The 19,702-nt window shown below is 44.9% G+C and carries 16 protein-coding genes; 10 read left to right on the top strand and 6 right to left on the bottom strand.

What is annotated here, in order from left to right; genetic code table 11:
- The first annotated feature begins 76 nt into the window (after window positions 1-76).
- The 3 genes from OQJ86_RS12225 to OQJ86_RS12215 all read left to right on the top strand — a co-directional run bounded on the left by OQJ86_RS12225 (window position 77) and on the right by OQJ86_RS12215 (window position 3,088).
- Window positions 77-466, top strand: a complete 390-nt coding sequence (locus OQJ86_RS12225) for a DUF6232 family protein (RefSeq protein WP_045463283.1) — start codon at window positions 77-79, stop codon at window positions 464-466.
- Between the two features lie 135 nt (window positions 467-601).
- Window positions 602-1,666 (top strand): formylglycine-generating enzyme family protein, encoded by a 1,065-nt coding sequence (locus OQJ86_RS12220; RefSeq protein WP_265987927.1) that lies wholly within the window; start codon window positions 602-604, stop codon window positions 1,664-1,666.
- Between the two features lie 345 nt (window positions 1,667-2,011).
- Window positions 2,012-3,088, top strand: a complete 1,077-nt coding sequence (locus tag OQJ86_RS12215; protein ID WP_122020385.1) for a formylglycine-generating enzyme family protein — start codon at window positions 2,012-2,014, stop codon at window positions 3,086-3,088.
- Window positions 3,089-3,111: 23 nt separating this feature from the next.
- On the opposite strand, the gene OQJ86_RS12210 is transcribed toward OQJ86_RS12215, so the two are convergent.
- From OQJ86_RS12210 to OQJ86_RS12195, 4 genes are all read right to left on the bottom strand, one after another.
- Window positions 3,112-5,673 carry a LysM peptidoglycan-binding domain-containing protein gene (locus OQJ86_RS12210; protein WP_265987926.1) on the bottom strand — a complete coding sequence of 854 codons (2,562 nt, stop codon included), beginning with the start codon at window positions 5,671-5,673 and terminating at the stop codon, window positions 3,112-3,114.
- 12 nt (window positions 5,674-5,685) lie between these two features.
- On the bottom strand, window positions 5,686-6,279 hold the full coding sequence (locus OQJ86_RS12205; protein ID WP_265987925.1) for a DUF4123 domain-containing protein: 594 nt from the start codon (window positions 6,277-6,279) through the stop codon (window positions 5,686-5,688).
- Window positions 6,261-8,519, bottom strand: coding sequence for a type VI secretion system tip protein VgrG (tssI, locus tag OQJ86_RS12200; RefSeq protein ID WP_265987924.1), 2,259 nt, complete (start codon window positions 8,517-8,519; stop codon window positions 6,261-6,263). Before tssI ends, OQJ86_RS12205 begins: the two co-directional genes overlap by 19 nt.
- Before the next feature lie 404 nt (window positions 8,520-8,923).
- Complete coding sequence (locus tag OQJ86_RS12195; protein ID WP_265987923.1) at window positions 8,924-9,793, bottom strand: Vmh family MBL fold metallo-hydrolase; 870 nt, start codon at window positions 9,791-9,793, stop codon at window positions 8,924-8,926.
- A gap of 160 nt (window positions 9,794-9,953) precedes the next feature.
- Here OQJ86_RS12195 and OQJ86_RS12190 point away from each other — a divergent pair, with 160 nt between their 5' ends.
- Window positions 9,954-10,847: a LysR family transcriptional regulator gene (locus tag OQJ86_RS12190; RefSeq protein ID WP_265987922.1), complete on the top strand. Its 894-nt coding sequence runs from the start codon at window positions 9,954-9,956 to the stop codon at window positions 10,845-10,847.
- A 101-nt stretch (window positions 10,848-10,948) separates the two neighbouring features.
- Here the strand turns inward: OQJ86_RS12190 and OQJ86_RS12185 are convergent, their stop codons facing one another.
- The gene (locus OQJ86_RS12185; RefSeq protein WP_265987921.1) at window positions 10,949-13,825 is read right to left on the bottom strand and encodes an MGH1-like glycoside hydrolase domain-containing protein; all 2,877 of its coding nucleotides are present in this window, start codon (window positions 13,823-13,825) and stop codon (window positions 10,949-10,951) included.
- 230 nt (window positions 13,826-14,055) lie between these two features.
- Between OQJ86_RS12185 and OQJ86_RS12180 the strand changes: the two genes are divergently transcribed.
- The 3 genes from OQJ86_RS12180 to OQJ86_RS12170 are packed head-to-tail and all read left to right on the top strand — an operon-like array spanning window position 14,056 to window position 15,909.
- Window positions 14,056-14,967, top strand: a complete 912-nt coding sequence (locus OQJ86_RS12180) for a LysR family transcriptional regulator (protein WP_265987920.1) — start codon at window positions 14,056-14,058, stop codon at window positions 14,965-14,967.
- Between the two features lie 19 nt (window positions 14,968-14,986).
- Complete coding sequence (locus tag OQJ86_RS12175) at window positions 14,987-15,361, top strand: MmcQ/YjbR family DNA-binding protein (protein ID WP_265987919.1); 375 nt, start codon at window positions 14,987-14,989, stop codon at window positions 15,359-15,361.
- Between the two features lie 5 nt (window positions 15,362-15,366).
- On the top strand, window positions 15,367-15,909 hold the full coding sequence (locus tag OQJ86_RS12170; protein WP_265987918.1) for a nucleotidyltransferase family protein: 543 nt from the start codon (window positions 15,367-15,369) through the stop codon (window positions 15,907-15,909).
- A 7-nt stretch (window positions 15,910-15,916) separates the two neighbouring features.
- On the opposite strand, the gene OQJ86_RS12165 is transcribed toward OQJ86_RS12170, so the two are convergent.
- Window positions 15,917-16,840, bottom strand: a complete 924-nt coding sequence (locus OQJ86_RS12165; protein WP_265987917.1) for a LysR family transcriptional regulator — start codon at window positions 16,838-16,840, stop codon at window positions 15,917-15,919.
- 121 nt (window positions 16,841-16,961) lie between these two features.
- On the opposite strand from OQJ86_RS12165, the gene OQJ86_RS12160 reads away from it, so the two are divergent.
- The 3 genes from OQJ86_RS12160 to OQJ86_RS12150 all read left to right on the top strand — a co-directional run bounded on the left by OQJ86_RS12160 (window position 16,962) and on the right by OQJ86_RS12150 (window position 19,628).
- Window positions 16,962-17,630 carry an SDR family oxidoreductase gene (locus tag OQJ86_RS12160; protein ID WP_265987916.1) on the top strand — a complete coding sequence of 223 codons (669 nt, stop codon included), beginning with the start codon at window positions 16,962-16,964 and terminating at the stop codon, window positions 17,628-17,630.
- Between the two features lie 101 nt (window positions 17,631-17,731).
- Window positions 17,732-18,919, top strand: a complete 1,188-nt coding sequence (locus OQJ86_RS12155; RefSeq protein WP_265987915.1) for an MFS transporter — start codon at window positions 17,732-17,734, stop codon at window positions 18,917-18,919.
- A 79-nt stretch (window positions 18,920-18,998) separates the two neighbouring features.
- Complete coding sequence (locus OQJ86_RS12150; protein WP_265987914.1) at window positions 18,999-19,628, top strand: GrxB family glutaredoxin; 630 nt, start codon at window positions 18,999-19,001, stop codon at window positions 19,626-19,628.
- Window positions 19,629-19,702: the final 74 nt, after the last annotated feature.

The following is a 19,702-nucleotide window of genomic DNA, read 5'->3' as shown; positions in this document are numbered from 1 at the left end:
CCCCATTGATTCATTAGCTTTATAGGTGATATTCCTATAAGCACTCTGATGTAGATGCAAAACAAAGGAATTGTCGATGGTTTCTGCACAAGATTTTCAAATCACTCAATCCCAGTTTGCTTTTAGGCAAGATCAATACCAATTGAATAAAATCAAAAGGGTACGAGTTAAGGCCAATACTTTAAAAGATCATGCATTGCGCATGCTTTGCATTGGCTTGGTTGTTTCTAGCGTCGTTTGGATGGTCTGTCCAGAATCATTTGGGATGCTTACCGCGCCAGTCGCCTTTACGGCTGGCATCATTACCGCTCTTGGCTCAACAAGAAAATACGAACTACAAATTGAATTCCAACATATCGATGAAACTGGCCTCCAATGGGTATCCGTAGCTAAAAGCAACAACCAACAAGTCAAAAGCGTGTTTGAAGAACAAGTAATGAAGGTGCATGCCGCATTAGAAAAATAAATGTTTTCTATATGAATTAGCAACATGACCAAAAACAGGAACGCAGTCGTTATAACTAGTCATACAGTGCCTTTGAAACTGTTCTACCCTTTTATTTTTGCGTAAAATATGCTCATAAAGTAAAAGGAATACCAAATGAAAAACAGATGGTTAGGTATGGCTTGTGCGCTTCCTTTATTAGTTGCGTGCAATAGCGAAAGCTCAGCAATTAAGGTGTCTAGCGAGACTGTCTCACAAAAGCAAATAGATACGATAACGTCGAATATCAATGAGCTTTACCCAGAAGCAACCCCAGAGCAAAAGCTGAGAGCAGCCAAAACCGTAGTTAGAGCGATTGAAGAACTTGTATTTGTTGAAGGCGGTAGCTTTGAAATGGGCGATTTCGGCGCTCCTTGCGAAGTGCCAAGTCGTACACCAAATCGTATTGACTGGTCTCCAGGCGTGCAGTGTTCGAGTGACCCATCCAGCGGTGAAACAGGGGCTTATAACCTGCACAAGGTCACATTAGATTCGTACTCTATTGCAAAATTTGAAACACGCTTTGTCGATATGGAATGGATGCGATGGATCAATGGATTACCAGTAGCGAAAGACTTTTATAATGGTTCATCTGACCGAGCAATTGTTGAACGAGATTCTGAACGTTATGTGTATGCAATGGAGGACGGGCAAAATACTGCGGCATCTGCAAAGAAATGGCAAGAAGCGAAAGACTATTGTCAATGGCTAGGTGATATCAGCGCATTACCATTTGATCTACCAACGGAAGCGCAATGGGAATATGCAGCAAGAAGTCGTGGAGAAATGGTTTATTTCGCGACAAATAATGGTTATCGTCAAATGTACAATTCTCATTATTTCGATCCAGAGATGGGGCGTAACGTGGATTACAAAGAGAGTGAAGTCAACAGCTCAACAGATATCGAAAATGTTGACTCCTATCCCCCAAACCCGTTGGGAATAGCAGGCATGTCTAATCAGGTAAGCGAGTGGGTCAATGATTGGTACTCACCAACATATTACCAGAATTCACCGGAATATAATCCGCAAGGCCCTGACTCTGGCACGGAAAAAGTGCTTCGTGATGCGGCAGGAATGACTATGGTCTTTTCACGTATACATGATATACCAGTCTTAGAGTGGTACTTCCCATCGGTGAGCTTTCGTTGCGCGCTTCAGCAAATCACGCCAGCTAAGTAAAGGGGAAAGAGAGGAAATCGGTCACAACGACCAATTTCCTCGCTTGTTAGGTTTATCGATACGGCAAGTATTCATCATTGCGCGTGGTAATTTGTTTTCTTTTGCGAGTGAGTGCTTCACTGCTTAACGGTGTGTAAGGCGTGCAGGTAGCTAAGTAATTAGATACCGAGTTAAAACGACAAAGCCGCTGATAATCTCAGCGGCTTTGTTTTATCCAGCGCGTTTGGAATCTACTCGCCCAAAAGCAGGAACGCCGTCGTTATAACTAGTAATACAGTGCCTTTGAAACTGTTCTCTCCTTTTATTTTTGCGTAAAATATGCACATAAAGTAAAAGGAATACCAAATGAAAAACAGATGGTTAGGTATGGCTTGTGTGCTTCCCCTATTGGTTGCGTGCAATAGCGAAAGTTCAGCAATTAAGGTGTCTAGCGAGACGGTCTCACAAAAGCAAATCGATACGATTGTGTCGAATATCAATGAGCTTTATCCAGAAGCAACTCCAGATCAGAAACAGAAAGCGGCAGAAGTGGTGGTCCGAGCGATCGAGAACATGGTGTTCGTCGAAGGCGGAAGCTTCGATATGGGTGATTTCAAGATGGATTGTGATTTCCCAACAAAAACTGAAAACCGCTTAGATTGGTCTCCAGACGCGCAGTGTTTTAACTTTGCTACTAATCTATCTGGAGCCCAACATTTACATAAAGTTACTCTCGATTCTTATTCGATTTCTAAATATGAAACTAGCTTTTTAGATATGGAATGGATGCGTCAAATAAATGGCTTACCGGTAGCCCTCACTAACTTCATTAGTGTAATTCCTTTGAAGACAAAGCCTATGGAGCGGACAGATGAAAAATATAAGAAAGCTATTGAATACAATTTGAAAAACAATGAGGCTGCATATACAAAATCTTGGCAAGAGGCAAAGGATTACTGTCAGTGGTTGGGCAAAGTTTCCACTTTAGAATTTGATATTCCGACAGAAGCGCAATGGGAGTTTGCGGCAAGGAGTCGCGGACAGCATTATTACTATGCAACCAATGATGGTTATCGTTCTCTAACTGAAGGACAATATTTTGATCCAGATATGGGTAAATATATAGATATACTCCCTTCAGAAGTAAATAGTAGTACGAGTAGTGAAGAATATATTGGTCAATGGCCAGCAAATCCTCTGGGGATATATGGGATGAGTAATGGTATTCAGGAGTGGGTTAATGATTGGTATGCAAAAGAGTATTACCTAAACTCACCTGAACACAACCCGCAAGGACCGGAAAATGGTATTCAAAAGGTTGTTCGAGATGGTGGAGGAGTAAAAACCTTTGACCGTTTTGGTAAAGATCCTGTTCTTGACGCTTACTCCCCAACCCACAGCTTCCGTTGTACGATTCACGATCCAAAACCGATTTCCAAATAATATTGGCCCGAAAGGGCCAATATTTAAACGTATTGGTTAGGCGTAGAGCCACCGTAGATTGATGCATATTGCTGATTTACATGAGCTAGCTTGCGTGCAAAGGCTTTACCTTTGTAAGGAGCAAATGGAGCATTTGCTACCTCTTTACTCAAGTTCTTCTCAGCTAGTGATGCCACCCACCTATTAAACTCTCGTTGTTGAGACCCATCAAGAATGGCATTTAGACGTTGGATGTTATCAAAAAGAGTATCCTCCCCACGTTCTTTTTCTCCCTTTTCATTCATTCTCGCTAAGATCTCTTCAAACTTGTGCCAACTGTAAGTACTTTGTGACAACAAAGTGCAAATAGCGTCTTCTTGCTTTTCTTCCCAATTTAGAAGAAATGTTCGAGTAAGAGTATCTAGCATTCGGCCTATTGCTTCCGGCGGAAGCTGATCAAACGGTACACCGCTACGTGTCGATGTGTTTAAAATTCTATCGGAAAGAACGGCCGCCTCTTTTTCTAGAGCTAGGTATTTTTTTCTCTCAGCCTTTATAAAATCAATACTAGCTTTCCCGGCAGTAACTGTCATTTTAAGGGCATCATCTGGCGATTTGATAATATCAGCGGCAGCAAATGCAAAATAAGCAGCATCAACCAAGTATTCATACGCTTGGTTATTGATGTTCTTCAGCATCCGGTAATCTACATACTGAAGCCCTTGCCAGATTACTTTCGCTAAATTCCAAATTTCTTGTGCATTGATAGCAACCGCAAAACCGCCGCCACCGCCTGCCCCCCAAACCAACTTCGCAGATAGTTTTAAAAAAAATTGCCCCCCACGAAGGTAAAGCTCGAAATCTGCGTTATAACCACCACCAACGGAAACATTACCTTCGGTCTGAATTTCAGCCAAAGAGTTAAAGTTTGTGATTTTATCGTTTTCTGGCGCTTTCCATTGAACGCCACCTGCAAACTCTCCACTTAACTGGCCACCACCAAAAACACTGGCCTTGATGCCTATTTGACCGCCTCCTGCGTTGCCCATGCTCACATGAGGGTCAAACAATATCCCTACATCATCACCAGTTTCCGGTCTTCTGTTACTGATACCTGCTTTTGCTTGAGCAACTACGCCCACAAAACAACCCACTTTCATTTTGGCATTAAAGCGAAAACTGCCAAAGGAGTGTAAGGCTGGCTGACCATTCGCATCGGTGTAATTTAGGCATGGCGTATAACCCGCATCGCTAGGTAAGAAGACTTCTGCCGTAATGGCCGCTTCAAAAGCAGAAAAGCCCGCAGAAGCACCTACACCTAAATCTACGTTTCCTTTCGCATTACCGTGCTCATCTTTCTCAAATGGGTTTAACTCAGCATCGACAGCCGCTTGCATTCCCCAGCGACCAAGTTGCGCCTCAGAACTCACCGCAAACATTGTATTGCCTTCATCGTCGCGTAAGAGTGTATCCGTCGATTTCCATTCAGCAATTTTTCCACCGGGCGCCTGCCACTTCGCAAGGTTGGCTTTAATATCAGGAGCAAGCTTTTTCTGCTCAAGGTCGCTGGTGATATCGTCAGCGATAGCTTTACCAAATTCTTTGATATTTCCCGTACGTAATGCTCGGTTTGCGTTGTTGGTATTAGAGGTGTTTCGCCAACTGTTACGAACGGTTGTTTCCTCTTGAAAGAATGCTTCTCGAACATAGGTGTAAACGCCGCGATTAATCGAGTACAACTCTCTAACCCCAGTATTTGTTACAATGCCATCCAATGCTCTCTCTTTTACCGCCATTTTTTTAGCATCAACAAGCTTGCCAGAAGAGCTCTCTTTGGTTGGTGGGACTTTGGCCATCTTTTCCCACGTCGCAAGCTCTTTCTTAAGGTTTGGTACGACTGTCGCAGTCAAACGCTCTTTTAGCTCAATGGCTGAATCTTCAGAGCCAAACCAATTTGAGTATTCCTCAATGTAGCGGATACGCTTTTTCAACTCGGTTACTTTAGCGTTAGCCATTCGCTGGTTTTCTAAAGCTTTTTCTCTCTCAGCCTTTTCTTTTCGAGACTGTTCTGCTTTGACACTTGCTGGATTCTTACGGCTGGGATCTGGCAATATGCCTGCGTATATCAGGTCGGCACATAGGGCTTCTCGCTTTTGAGTATGCTTTTCCAACTCAGCCCATGTTTCTTTGCCCGTTGGAGCTTGATGGACTAGGTCACTGTAGCATTGAAATAACTTCGTCGTTTCTTCGATTTCCTTATCAAGCTTTTCCACCGATTCTTTCGTTAGGCAATAGAATCGGTTCGCTGATTCACCCGTGGCAAAAATGATATCTTCAATTTCCTTTGGTTCACACAAAGGCGGCACAACAATTGTCCCTTTCTCTTTTGGACACATTTTGGCGATTGGCTCTACCGGAAACTCGACAGGGATAGGCTCTTCCTCTTCCTGACTAGGAAGGATTAACGTATCGCCAACTTGGATTAAATCAGGATTTGGTTGGTACTTGGGGTTTAGTTCTAACAAGATGTTGAAGTTAACACTTTGCTCGATACCGATGCCAATAAGGGTGTCACCGGGTTTAATTACGTAGGTTTTGTTACTCATGAAACGCGTCCATTACCATTGCTGCGCAATGTTTTGCATTGTGCTCAGTTGTTCTTGCGAGAGTGTCCAAGGTTGAATTGACGTAGTAGCCTTATTAGCGTGGAATAAGTTAATACTTAGCCATTGTTTGCTATGCCAATGCAGAGATGAGAGTAAAGGAAACATTTGTCGTCGCTCCTCATCACTTAATGCTGCCATTAAAGGTACTAGAGTTCTGGGCTCATAAAATCGAAACAATGCTTCTCCTTGATTGCGCGATACAAAGAGACGCTGACGCAATGAGGTTGCGACCTCCGAAGAAGAGTAAGATGGCGAGCTCCAAACCAAACAACCACAAGGTGTCTGGCTCATCTTAGCTACGCATGCCTGAAGTGCCTCTTCTGATGATCCGATAGAAACTAAGACAGGCCCCTCATTGAGGTGTGATAGACGAGTACCAGCCATCAACGGGATAACCTCGAATGACTCAAGATGCGCCTCCAATTTCTTTTTCCATTCAGGCCAAAGAAGAGGTTCGATAATCGCGTACGCTTGTTGATTCGTAATTAGGTTCGGTTGGGCATTGGCTTGAATTCGCCAGTTTGGATTTAGCTGTGTATTTGACATGTTTTACCGCTCCCACAATCACACAGTTCTTGCATTAAGCCACCGTCTTCAACAAACCCTTTATAAGTGGCCGGAGACATAACAGGTGGTGTTTTCTTCGCGATAGACAATCCTTTAGGACGCCTTGTAGAAACCCTGTTATTACCGTTTGCCGCGCCGCCCGGATTGATGTCTACTTTTCCACCCGTTGCGGTGACACTACTCGCACCATCAATGGTAATGGAGGTGCCGTTTAAATGGATGTTGCCGCTGCTCTTTAGCACTAAGCTGGATGCACCAACGAGGAACTTGATTTCATCCGCTGAGACCACCGCCGTTTCGCCATCAGAGCGGATAGAGGTGTTACCGTTCACTTCGACACTGAGGTTATTGCCGATGCTATGTGTGTCGTCAGCCCCCACATCAATAGAGCGCGATGCCATGATTACCGTGTTTTGGTCTTGCCCTACATCCAGTGAATCGTCTTTACCAATCAAAGTTTGACGATTTTCGTCGATGTACAAATCTCGGTTGTTGGCTATTTTCTCGGATTCATTCGCGTTGTAAGTGACGTGAACATCTTCCTCAACTTGATCCATAAAGGTTTGCTTAGTAATGGAGGTTTTATGCCCATCAATGACTTCTTTACGGTCGCCTAAGATGTTGTTTTCTTGGTTGTTACCGACTTTTAACTCTTCATCATTTCCGATGTCTCGATAACGGTTATTGAGCACTTTGGTCTTCATGTCTTTTTGAGCGCGGAAGTGAACCTCTTCTTGGTCACTCTCATCCTCAAAGTACATTTCGTTGTAACCTTCAGCCTTGTGACTTTGGGTTCTAAACACTGTGCGCGTTTTGTTTTCTGGTAATGGGTATGGCGGCGTGTGTAAACCGTTGTAAACCGCGCCCGTCACTAGTGGGCGGTCTGGGTCACCTTCTAGGAAGGTCACAATCACTTCATGACCAATGCGAGGCAGATAGACTGCTCCCCAGTTGGGTGCTGCCATTGATTGACTGACACGTAGCCAACATGAACTATGCTCATCGCTTTGTGCGTAACGGTCCCAATGGAACTGAACTTTGATGCGTCCATATTCATCGGTGTAGATTTCTTCACCCGCAGGACCAACCACAACGGCAGTTTGAGGACCATCAACGACAGGTGACGCCATTTTAGGCGCACGGAATGTCACATCTCGTGGTAAGCAGACAAACTGATTGTGATAAGTTGTAGGCTCATCGCTCGACTCTTCCTCATGCACACGAGGGTTAAAGCCAGTGTGCATCACCGTCAACATGAGGTAATCACGGTTGATGCCTAAACGAGGATGCTGGCTGATATCGAAGCTGTAGCCTGCGGTGAGACGCATGATATCGCTCGCAGCTTCAATCTGATGGCTGTCCACCGTGTATTCGGACATCCACTCCGTTACACGCTGCTGCCCTAAGTCTGGTGAAGTATAACGGCCAAGATAGTCGTAGCGCTGCAAATCAAAGTTCGGACCTTCATCCGCACTTTTTCCTTGTGGGATTTTCGGTGTGAGATAGTTGTAATCGCCATAGCTGACGATGCCAGTGCGAGTACGATGCGTTTGTTCGAGGTCGAAGATGTGTTCTCGATCTGGCGTACCACCACCTTGGGCATGATAAATCACAGGTCCTAGGTAAGAAGCATTAGTAGGTGAACTGATGAGCTCAGGTATCGCATCGTTGCTATCGACAATGACCATGGTATGCCCAGCTTCGCTATGCTCAAAGTAATACCAAAGGCCATGCTCTGCCATTAATCGCTGCACAAAATGCTGGTCGTTTTCACGGTATTGGAGAACGTACTCTTTCGCTTCGTATTGCGCTGACAATTCAAAGCGGTAATCGCTCATACCTGCGTCATCAAAAACCTGACGAATGATGTCGGGAGGCGCTTGCATCTGAAAGATGCGACAGTCCTGACGCTGAGTGAGAAACCAGAGGTGTGGAACCAAGGTAATATGATAGCGCGAGAAGCGGCGGCCAGAGCCTAAGTAACGAAGTTCAGAGATACTGCCGTTAAACTGGCGAGCCGTTCCTACACCTTGACCAAACAGGCTCAGGACGCCCATTTTTCGGCTTAAGGCTTCAAACGTGATGGCATCGTCGTCGGACAACACCGTCAGGTTCATTTCAAAGGGAGAAGAGACTGTTTCCGTAATCCGGAAGCTTTCGACTTTAAATGCACCGGAGAACCCAGAAACATAAAAGGTTAAATCCACATCATTTACCATACTGTTCGACTCTTATGACAATGAAGAAGTGTGTTAACACCCCTACAGACACTAAATTGGCCAAACTGTATCAAGTTATATGACGTCCATCACCGTGATGAATTAACAGATAATTTGCACGTTAGACTAGGTATTTATTGGGGACAAATACACCAATCATCTGTGACACCAAAAATATGACTTTTTGTATGGTTATTTAATCGGTCATGTACCGATTTTGAATGTGTCAGTATGTGACATAACTCGGCAAGAATTGTTCTGAAGCTTTGAACACGCCTTTAATTACTTACCACTCATCAGCAATCACATCGTAAACCACGTCGACAAGTGGCAAAGCTATTACGACAACAGCCCCTCACAATGAGGGGCTGTTTTTGGGTAGTATGGCGAATAACAGGCTTAGATTAATGCCACTCCATTTCACCACTTAGCACTTTCGCACCCAATTCTAGATCGCCCTCTGTTGCAGCAAATTGTGGGTACTTAGCCTTCATCGCTGCCGAAATCTCGCTTGAAGATGGCTTGCTTAATTTTTCTAACGTCTGCTCAATGTCTGCGATGTAGTTCATGGTGAATTGAATACCTTCCACACCTTTCGGCATATCACCTAGGTAGTGTCCCGGAATGACGTTTTTTGGTTTCAGTGCTTTCATGCGCTCTAACGATTGAGACCATTGAGCACGCTCTTGTTTCGACTGAGTGTCCGCCATCCAAACATGAACACCACTGTAAACCGATACACCACCAAATACGGTCTTCTCCGAAGGTACCCAAAGGTAGGCATCATGAGTATTGATTTCTTTTACTTCAATGCGCTTACCTTCAAGCGTCAGAGTGGTGTCATTGAGTACAGTAGGCACAACAATTTTCGATGGTGCTCCCTCTTCCAAAATAGGTCCCCAGTACGCCAGTTTCGCGTCTTTTGTTCGCTCGATATGTTTAACAACCGCTTCACTCGCAACTACTTTCACATCAGGGAATGCCGCAACAATAGGCTCTAGACCAAAATAATAGTCTGGGTCACCGCTGCTGATATAAATCATCGACAGCTCTTTGCCACTCTTTTTAATCTGTTCCACCAACTTTTTTCCATCTTTGACGCTAAATTGCGCGTCAAACAACATCAGTTCTTTTTCACCAGAAACAAGCACAGAGCTTGCAGGAAAGATCGCATTTTCACCGGGGTTGTAGTGGGTAATCGTTAAGTCCGCAGCCGACACATAGTTCGATGCCGCTAGTGCGGTGACCAGTAGAGTAATTGAACGCTTATTCATCATCTTATTCCGTATTAGAGAACCAATTCATGCGGCTCGTTTCATGTTGAGGCCATCTTATTTGATTGGTTTTAGATGAAATAGACAGCAAATTAACTTTCACTGTTGCGAAATTCGGTCATATACTGTGACAGTGATTTTCCTACGGTGAAGCAACAGAATGGACAGACTTGAGGCAATGAACGTCTTTGTCACGATCGTAGAGCGTGGCAGTTTGAGTGCAGCAGCAGAACACCTCGATCTGTCGCGAACCAAAGTGACACGTTATTTAGGTGAGCTCGAAAAGTGGATGGATACTCGTCTGCTCCACCGCACAACTCGAAGCCTCAGTTTAACCAGTGCAGGGAAAGAGACGCTTGAGATTGCACGAGAGCTACTTGCACTTGAAGAATCCTTAAGCGGAATCCGAAATCAAAATCGAGTGAATTTAAAAGGTCAATTGCGTATTACCGCGAGCTATTCCATCGTGAGTAGCTTCCTCATTGATGCAATCACATGCTTTGTTGAACAGTGGCCTGATGTGGCGATTGATATTGTGTCGACAGATGAAACCGTAAACCTCGTGGAATCACGCATTGATCTTGCCATACGTATCACCAATGAGTTGCCTGCTAATGTCGTAGCAAAGCAATTAGGTGAATGCCGCTCGGTGATATGTGCGTCCCCCAAATACATCGAACAAAAAGGCGCACCGTTAAACGCCCAAGACCTAGGACACCACAATTGTCTTTCCTTTAGCTATTTTGGTCGTTCTGAGTGGATATTCTCTGGACCAAACGGTGATGAATCAGTCTCCATCAAAGGCAATATCAGCGCGAATACCCCAGAAGTACTGCTTGCTGCCGCTTTAAATGGTAACGGAATCAGCTTACAGCCCTATCCAACCGTGAAGGATTTGCTCACTGAGGGGAAATTGATTCAGCTGTTACCAGAATGGCACCCAAAAACGTTAGGCGTTCATGCCATCTATGGTACGCGAAAACAAGTCACACCGTTATTAAGAGCCTTTATCGATCATCTCTCCACTAGCATGTCGGAATCCAAGCGCTGGTGAGCACTTTTCTGAGCATTCACGTCACAACGAACATCCAGTGGTTACTTAAATAGAAAGCCGCTGGATAAACCAGCGGCTTTTTCTCAGAACTACAATTCACGTTATTGAAGCGGTGTGATTCGGATATCAGCAATCTGCGCTTTGTTCATCTCGCCATCTACACCACCCGAGTAAATGTAGGTTTCATTAGATTTCAAGTAACTCATATTGAAATGGTCTTTGAGAACCAGTCGGTATGATTTGCCTTGTTCCAAGGAAACTTCAATCGGTGTTGAGTAACGCATGCCTTTGTTCTCACCAATATGGCCCATTTGAATGTAACCTTTACCAACTGACTGACCAGATTCGTCGAGAACTTCGAGCTCTTTCACTGCGTTAGTAATACCGGTGTTTAGTTGGCCTAAGTTATTGTTATACCACGCCGCCAACTGGTATCGCCCGTTGGTAGGGACGGTGAAAGCACTCAGACCATTTACATCACCACTGTCTTTGCTCACCGTAACCACATCAACATCGTCTGTTAAAGGTTGATACTCCCCCTCTAATTTCACGCGAATTTCTTTGCCGATACATATTGGCTCACTTGGGTTGGAGCGGAAACCTTGTTTGTTAATGCTTTCAGCTAAGTAACATGAAAAACCATTGAGCGTATCGCTGAACTGCTTACCATTTACATTATTTTGGATAAGCTGACCATTGCGGTACAAGTTAATGTTGTAGTCACTAGTTACACCAATCGTCACATTATTGTTAGCGCGAGCGACATCAAGCTTAGGCTCTTTTGGAGAAAAGACTTTTTCGCTCTCCGTTGCGTAAGGTTTAACTCCATCAACCACTTTTATACTGCTGTCGTCAGCAACAAGGCTACCCAAGGTGACTTGGTAGTGACCATTATCATCAACCGTCACCTCTTCCACTGGATAGTAACCGTTTGACTCATCTTGTACTTCTGGCAAGTGAACTGTCACAGAGTAGCTTTTACCCTTGAAGCTAAAGTTCTCCAATGTAATCTGATCTGATTGAGCAAAAAGTTGATTGCGAACCCATCCTGTAATGAACGGTTTAACTTCCAATTGCCCTGTTTCAGTGTGAATACCAAAGATAGTTTCGACCACCATATTGAGGTAACCACCTACCGACCATAGCTGGCGCTGCGAGTTGATCACAGGGCCATCTAAAGAAGCATCTGCACCATGATCACTGTGAATAATGAACGATTTGCCAGACAACCACTCCAAGTTTTCCATATTTGATAGGTTCGTTGCGGTACCGCGAACTAGGGATTGAATCGCATTGTTAGCCGCTGCCACGTTTTGAGTACGATGTGCAGCACGCAAGCTATATGCGGTGACAAATGGCCAAATAGCACGGTTATGATACACAGGAACATCAGGTTGTTGAGGGAAATAAACTGGCACACCAAACTCACTGTGAGGATAGTTTTCCATGATTTGCTTCGCTTGTTCATTGCTTGCAATACCGCTTATGATCGCCAACGCTTCCCCAAGCATGTCATATTTATCGACCGCAATATCCTGCCCGTTATCGAACAAGTAACTCACGTACATACCACGCTGTTCATTCCAAAACTTGGTATTGATTGCCGTTTTTAATTGCTCAGCCCAATCTGCGTATTTCACCGCGTTTTTCGAGTCAAATTGTTCTGCCAACTTCGCCGCCAAGCGCATTGCTCGATAGTGAACCACGTTTGTTGATAGCGCCTTGCTACTACCAATCGCATTAACATCATCTGGCGTCCAAGTAGAGTATGTCTGCTCACGCCAGTCCAAGAACGACTGTTCTCCCGTGTAAAGGCCTGAATCTTGATCAAACGCCGCTAAACGGTCGGCTTCTAGCGTGTTGCTAACCGCGTTGTAAGCGCGCTCTGCAAATTGGTTGTAAGCTTCGCCATCCAGTGCCGACAGTAAACGTTCTGCGCCTAGCGCCCAAGTTGTTCTATCGGTACTGATCGGCCAGCTGCCACCAGTGCCTGTATCTTGGACGATTTGCTCGCCATCGTATTGTTGATCAGTTGAGTCTCGGAAGACTGATAACTTGAATTCCAAACCGTTTTCAACACGCGTAGGATTCATCAACGCTAGGGAAAGGTCGGCCGCATATGCCAAATCACGAGTCCAAACGTAATGCCACTTGGCACCTGTCTCAAACACTTCTGCCTTTATTGGTTTGTTGTAATTGTAATTACCGTCTTTGATTTCAGACACCGCAAGTTGATCGAGCTCTTTCATCGTCAAAGCGAACAGTGCATCAAACGCGAGATCGCCAGAAACAACGCGAGGCCCTTCTTTCTCCGTAATCACCATGCCTTGATCCAGAGCGTCTCGCAGCTCCGTCGTAGTTGAGATGCCAAACTCGCGCAGATCTGCTTTAGGATCTTTGACAGAAAAAGTCACCGTTTCATTACTGTCATCGTAGTTTCGGAACAGTTTTAGCTCTTTATTTTGATGCCCCTCATGCACCATTTCAGGGTCCAAAATAGCATCTGAGTAGTACTTCTCCGCCTCTTCTTGCGTGGCTTTTGTTACGGTCATCATCGCGCTGCTTTCATCCGCAAAACTCACAGAGAATTTATAGTAACCTTTATCTTCAAACGTGATTTCCGAATTGCAGTCGTCATTCATACACGCTTCATTCGTCTCTGGTTTTGGTAAGTAATCCTGAGCTTCATCAAACATCGCAGGCTGTTCAAAATGGGTGTATTGAATTTGCCAGCCAGGATCGGCAATCTTGAATTGATTACTACCTCGCGCTACACGCAGAACCGTCTCATATTCGTTGTTCCCTAAATAGTTCAGCTTCGCGTGTTCCGCAGTCCCCCAATCGCCATTCAATCCGCGCAAGTAAAGATCTTCCGAAATAATCGGTTTATCGACGATCTCCGTGGTATCAGAATCTGAACCACATCCAACTAATCCCATCGTTGCAGCAATAGCAAGCGCAATAAAACTTGGTTTCATGTTCATCCCTTAGATTGTTATTTTGGCGACAGTCTAAGGAACACGCTCTTCAGAGAAAAATAGGTAACAGCGCCAGCTTTATAGACAATATCTATATGTTGCTTACCAATAGTGATTTAGATCTATGAAACACTAATAAATTCAATTATGTCAGATAGCAGATTTGTGATTTATAAAAGAAATTGTGCACAATACCCCCAAGAAACCTTGTTTCAAAAAGGGGAATAACAATGGACAAATCTCTACAGCAATTTTTACTGATTGCTCGTTGTCAAAGCATAAGTGCCGCCGCAAGGATGGCCGGACTAAGCCAACCAACAATGACGAGTAATTTAAAAAAGCTGGAAGAGTCTCTTGGCGTCACACTCTTTGAACGCCACCAAAGCGGCATGGTTCTAACCGAATTTGGTCGTATTCTCTATCGTCATAGCGATGCGATGCAGCACGAATACAATCAAATGATGCAAGGCATTGAAGAGAGGAAGCAGTATCAAGTCGGCAAAATAAAAATAGGAACCGGGGACGCTTGGTGGCCTTTGTTCGTAAAGCAAGCCTTAGATGAACATTTGTCTCATCAACCATCCGAATCCACACACGTCGAATTTGGCAATCATTTGGGTTTAATGGATTCTTTGATTAATGAGCAAATTGAATTCTTCATTGGTCATGAAATTGTAGGTTTGTCGTCAAAGTGTGATGTTACTTTTATTCCTTTATTTCAAACTGTTGACGCCTACTTTGTCTCTCCCAATCATCCACTTTTGGGTAAAGTGGTGACAAAACAAATGCTCCATGAATACCCCGCCCTATCCGTCACCTATGATGCAAAAAAGTTTAACCATGTTTTAGACAACCCAATTCCCAAGCAAAACGAAAGGGAACGTCAGCAACTTGATGACCGCCCAACTTACGAAGTCGATTCGTTACTCGCGAGTATTGATGTACTAAAAAGTGGCATAGCCGTGATGTCTTATACCAGCCACCTGAGCGATTACTTACAATCGTTAGGGTTGAAAATCTTAACCGTGGACTCACAGCCCAAGCCGGGTACTGTCGGCATCTATCGCCATAGAAGGGAAACCTCAAAATCTCACTTGGCTTTGATTGCACACATCACTAAGCTAGCCCAAAATTTAAGCTAATCACTATTGAGGTAACCCAATGACATACGATGAATTTAATCAATTCTGCGGCTCATTCACTGCCACTTCTCATGTTGTTCAATGGGGTGATGCGCACGTTTGGAAAGTCGGTGGAAAGGTGTTTGCTATTGGTGGCTGGAGTAAAGACAAGCAGCCTGCATTTACGTTTAAGACTTCCCCTTTAAACTTCGATTTTTTAAGTGATTATGAGGGTTATATTCCCGCCCCTTATTTCGCAAACCGTGGAATGAAGTGGATTCAGCAAACGGAAACCTCCGGACGCCTAGACGAAGAGCTAAAGTACTATTTATCAGAATCTTATCGATTGGTTGCACTTGGCTTGAGTAAGCGAAAACGCGAAGAATTGGGCATTGAACTGCCACCAGCGAAGTAATGCCGATGCTTGAAGATAAACTTGCTCAGTTGTTGGCAGAAGATCCACTTCGCATTCAAGCATTGGAGTGTGTTCGCTCACTGGCTTTACCAGATTGCTACATTGCTGCGGGCTTTGTACGAAACCTAGTTTGGGATCACCTTCACCAAAAGCAAAATCCAACACCATTAAACGATCTTGATGTTGTTTATTTCGATCCGAGTGAATCGGACGATCAGGCCAACCTCAAATACGAAACGCAGCTAAACGCCTTGATGCCAGAGGTCAACTGGCAAGTACGCAATCAAGTAAACATGCACCTAAAGAATGGTGATAAACCTTACCAAAGTACCTTAGATGCGATGGGCTACTGGCCAGAGAAAGAAACGGCGGTTGCTGCCAGATTGAACGAAAAGAATCAGATAGAGTGCATTTCAGCGTTCGGATTTGAGTCTTTGTTTGAAGGTCAGATTACTTACAATCCCAAGCGAACATTAGCGCTGTTTCAATCTCGGGTAGAATCCAAAAACTGGCTAATCACATGGCCTCAATTGCGGATTGCCGTCTAATTCTTGCTTATTCCGGAAACTGACTATGGAAGCGCTCAATCAAGAAGTCCAAAAACAAACGAAGTCGCTTGGGTTGATACTGGCGGCTCAGGTAAATCACGTTCAAATCTGCACCTGCAGAGGAGGTCGATGCGTTGAAGTTCTTCATATAGCCATTTAACACCGTCACTAAACGCTGCTGTTTGATGTCTTCTTGTACATCGAGAATCGATTTCAACGCAATCCCCGCCCCATCTAATGCCCATTGACGAATCACTTCGCCATCATCAGAAAACCGCTTCGGTACGACAGTAATAACGTTGTGCTGATCTTCATCTTGAAAGTGCCATGTTTTCAACTCTTCATTGCTGCGAACCATGGCTAAACAATCGTGCTGTGCTAAATCTTGTGGCGTGATCGGCGTGCCTTTCTTTGCCAAATACTGAGGAGAAGCGCAAAGCACTCGGCGACTGGACGCCAGTTTGCGAGAGATAAGGTTACTGTCGGCTAGCTCCCCATATCGGATAACAATATCCAAACCGGACTCAGCTAAGTTGGATAAGTTATCGTTCAAATACAGATAAGGGATCACATCGGGATAGAGCTGACTAAATTCCGACAGTATTGGCGAAATGTATTGCTTACCAATATCACGAGGAGCCGAGATTTTAAGTGTGCCGCGCACTTCTTTGGTGCCAGTTTGGAGTAAGTTCTCCGTCTCTTTAACGCTGTCGATGATTTCCAAGCATGCCTGATGGTACATAACACCAGAGTCCGTCAATGAGATATGCCTTGTACTGCGATTAAGTAGTTTCACCCCATAACGCTCTTCCAGCGACTGCAATCTTGCCGTTACCGTGGCCGGCGATAAGCCGAGCTCTCTACCAGCCGCCGCCAGCCCTTGGTTCTTCACTATGCTGACAAATAGCGTCATATCCGAAAACTTGTCCACATTCCCTCCTAAAACCTCATTATTCGACTGAGCTGAATAATCAATTCAAATATTACCCAATTATCAAATTTTTTCCAATCAATATACTGGCTCCAACGAAACAAGATTGGAGAAGCAAATCATGAAAACAGAAAAAACTGTCTACGTCGTACTCGGTGGCACATCAGGTATTGGTGCTGAACTTAGCCAACAACTTGCAAGCGACAATGCGGTTGTCCACGTAGCAAGCCGCAAAACAGGGTTAGACATCAGCGATGAACAGTCGGTTTACCACTACTTCGAAACCATTGGTGCTTTTGACCACCTGATCGTCACAGCAGGTTCTTATGCTCCGGCAGGCAAAGTGATGGACGTGGAAGTTTCCCAAGCAAAATACGCTTTTGATACCAAGTTTTGGGGCGCCATCAACGCGGCGAAACATGGCGCACGCTACATCAAGAAAGGCGGCTCAATCACGCTAACTTCCGGCATGTTATCGCGCAAAGTGGTTGCTAACACCTACGTCAAAACTGCCATCAACGCGGCCATTGAAGCGACCACGAAAGTACTGGCGAAAGAATTGGCTCCGATCAGAGTGAATGCGGTCAGCCCTGGTTTGACTAAAACTGAGGCGTATCAAGGCATGAACGAAGACGACAGAAATACCATGTACAAACGCACGCAAAATAGCTTACCAGTGGGCAAAGTTGGCGAAGCCAGTGACGTTGCAAAAGCTTATCGACTTCTGACTGAAAACAGCTACATGACTGGCGCCGTGATTGATGTCGATGGTGGCGCACTGCTTGGCTAACAACACACGCTTAGCTAACCGCAAATAAAAACAAGGTGCCAGAGAAATAAAAAAGCATGGCACCAATGGGTTCAAACGAAATAAAAAAAAGAGATTCCCCCATGAATAAAGAAAAAATGCCGCTGCAGGTATGGATCTTAACGCTTGCAGCTTTTGCTATCGGTACCGCGGAATTTGTTATTGCAGGAATCCTTCCTCAAGTCGCCAACTCTTTGTCCATCACGGAAGGGCAAGCGGGTTACCTAATCAGTGCCTACGCGCTTGCCATTGTGTTTGGCGGCCCGCTACTTACGATTTACTTAGCACGCTTTAACAAGAAAGCCGTACTGGCTGGGCTAATGGTGCTGTTTATTCTCGGCAACGTATTGTCCGCTTTCGCGCCGAACTACTTTGTATTGATGGTCAGCCGAGTGATCACAGGTTTGGTTCAAGGTCCTTTCTACGGTATCGGAGCCGTGGTCGCGACCAATTTGGTTTCAGAAAAAATGGCAGGTCGTGCGGTCGGACAGATGTTCGCAGGCCTAACATTGGCTAACGTTTTAGGTGTGCCTGGCGGTACTTGGATTGGCTTGCAATTCGGCTGGCACACCACTTTCTTAACCGTTGCCGCTTTTGGTTTAGTGGCTCTGTTCTTCATCACTTCATTGATCAAATCTACCGGTCATGGCGAAGCAAAAGATGTCAAAGCGCAATTGGCTGCGTTCAAAAACCCAATGCTACTTATCAGCCTTGCGATCACCGTATTTGCTTGGTCGGGGTTTATGACTTTGTATGGCTACATCGCCCCTATCGCCATGCACATCACTGGCTTTGGTGAAAGTGCCGTGACTTGGATTTTGGTTATCGTTGGTGTCGGTCTGATTGTCGGCAACACCATGGGTGGTCGTTCATCAGATAAAAACCTACAAAAAGCGTCCATGTTCTGGGCTATCGCAATGATTGTGTCACTGGTACTGGTCGGCCTAACTGTCGACAGCAAAGTTCTGTTTATTGCCACCGCCTTTGTATTTGGTATTGCGTCATTCGCTAACGTGCCAGCAATGCAGCTTCGAGTAATGAACCACGGTGGTGAAGGTCAAGAATTAGCAGCGACGGCAAACATCTCTGCGTTCAACTTAGCCAATGCCTTTGGCGGTTTCTTAGGTGGCATGGTGCTCGATAGCCAAATGGGCGCAGGCATGATCCCTTACGCAGCCATCATTGTTCCACTGATTGGTTTGCTATTCATCGCCAAGGCGAACCGCAAAGAAAGCAAACAAACTGAGCTAACACCAAGCTTCAACAACTAATTTCATCCCTACTGGTAGCCCTGACTTAACGCCTCCCGAACAAGCGGGGCTACACAATACGAATCGATAGGAAAACACTATGAAACTCTACATTTACGAACATTGCCCATTCAGTGCTCGCGTCCGCTATGTTGCTGGCATGCTGAATATCCAACTCGACATCATCAATATTGCTTATGACGATGACAAAACCACAACAGACCTGATTGGAACCAAGCAAGTGCCACTTCTTATCAAAGACAACGGTGAAGCGATGGCAGAAAGTCTAGATATCATCGCTTACTTCCTTGAACTGGCAACATCAAGTGAAACAAGTCAACCATCTCAACAAGCGCTGGATTGGCAAAAAATCGCGTTTCTTCCACTGCAGAAAGTGGGTTACCCGCGTTGGTCAAACATGGATTTACCAGAGTTTGCCACTCAATCTGCACAGCTCGCTTGGCACGCGAAAAAGGAAACGGATGCACTCAATTTTGATGCACTTCTGCAAGACACACCCAACATTGCGAAAGAGGTAGAAGCGCTCATTGAACGTGCGAAGAGCGTGTTGAATCTCGATTCCTACCAGCATGTGACTTTGGTAGACGAAGCGATCTTATTTTCTATTTTGCGCGGGTTCTTCAGTGCCACAGAAATCCGATGGGACAACACCGTGAAAGATTGGATGGAATCGGTAAGCAACAAAACCCAAGTACCACTACTTAAGTAACCTGAGATCGGTTTAAGCCATCGCCATCAGCCCAGACTTTTCAGCATTGGTGATGTTGAGTGATGGCTTCTCTG

The sequence above is a fragment of the Vibrio sp. Sgm 5 genome, from assembly GCF_026241575.1.
GTDB classification, from domain to species: domain Bacteria; phylum Pseudomonadota; class Gammaproteobacteria; order Enterobacterales; family Vibrionaceae; genus Vibrio; species Vibrio jasicida.
Note: the sequence above shows the minus strand (reverse complement) of the source record. Positions and strands in the feature narration are given on the sequence as shown.

What these genes read in the sequence shown, in the direction of transcription:
- OQJ86_RS12215 (WP_122020385.1), top strand. Translation starts at nt 2,012, where the DNA reads ATGAAAAACAGATGGTTAGGTATGGCTTGTGTGCTTCCCCTATTGGTT.
- OQJ86_RS12155 (WP_265987915.1), top strand. Translation starts at nt 17,732, where the DNA reads ATGAATAAAGAAAAAATGCCGCTGCAGGTATGGATCTTAACGCTTGCA.
- OQJ86_RS12175 (WP_265987919.1), top strand. Translation starts at nt 14,987, where the DNA reads ATGACATACGATGAATTTAATCAATTCTGCGGCTCATTCACTGCCACT.
- OQJ86_RS12185 (WP_265987921.1), bottom strand. Translation starts at nt 13,825, where the DNA reads ATGAAACCAAGTTTTATTGCGCTTGCTATTGCTGCAACGATGGGATTA.
- OQJ86_RS12160 (WP_265987916.1), top strand. Translation starts at nt 16,962, where the DNA reads ATGAAAACAGAAAAAACTGTCTACGTCGTACTCGGTGGCACATCAGGT.
- OQJ86_RS12205 (WP_265987925.1), bottom strand. Translation starts at nt 6,279, where the DNA reads ATGTCAAATACACAGCTAAATCCAAACTGGCGAATTCAAGCCAATGCC.
- OQJ86_RS12190 (WP_265987922.1), top strand. Translation starts at nt 9,954, where the DNA reads ATGGACAGACTTGAGGCAATGAACGTCTTTGTCACGATCGTAGAGCGT.
- OQJ86_RS12220 (WP_265987927.1), top strand. Translation starts at nt 602, where the DNA reads ATGAAAAACAGATGGTTAGGTATGGCTTGTGCGCTTCCTTTATTAGTT.
- OQJ86_RS12195 (WP_265987923.1), bottom strand. Translation starts at nt 9,793, where the DNA reads ATGAATAAGCGTTCAATTACTCTACTGGTCACCGCACTAGCGGCATCG.
- OQJ86_RS12150 (WP_265987914.1), top strand. Translation starts at nt 18,999, where the DNA reads ATGAAACTCTACATTTACGAACATTGCCCATTCAGTGCTCGCGTCCGC.
- OQJ86_RS12210 (WP_265987926.1), bottom strand. Translation starts at nt 5,673, where the DNA reads ATGAGTAACAAAACCTACGTAATTAAACCCGGTGACACCCTTATTGGC.
- OQJ86_RS12170 (WP_265987918.1), top strand. Translation starts at nt 15,367, where the DNA reads ATGCTTGAAGATAAACTTGCTCAGTTGTTGGCAGAAGATCCACTTCGC.
- OQJ86_RS12180 (WP_265987920.1), top strand. Translation starts at nt 14,056, where the DNA reads ATGGACAAATCTCTACAGCAATTTTTACTGATTGCTCGTTGTCAAAGC.
- tssI (WP_265987924.1), bottom strand. Translation starts at nt 8,519, where the DNA reads ATGGTAAATGATGTGGATTTAACCTTTTATGTTTCTGGGTTCTCCGGT.
- OQJ86_RS12225 (WP_045463283.1), top strand. Translation starts at nt 77, where the DNA reads ATGGTTTCTGCACAAGATTTTCAAATCACTCAATCCCAGTTTGCTTTT.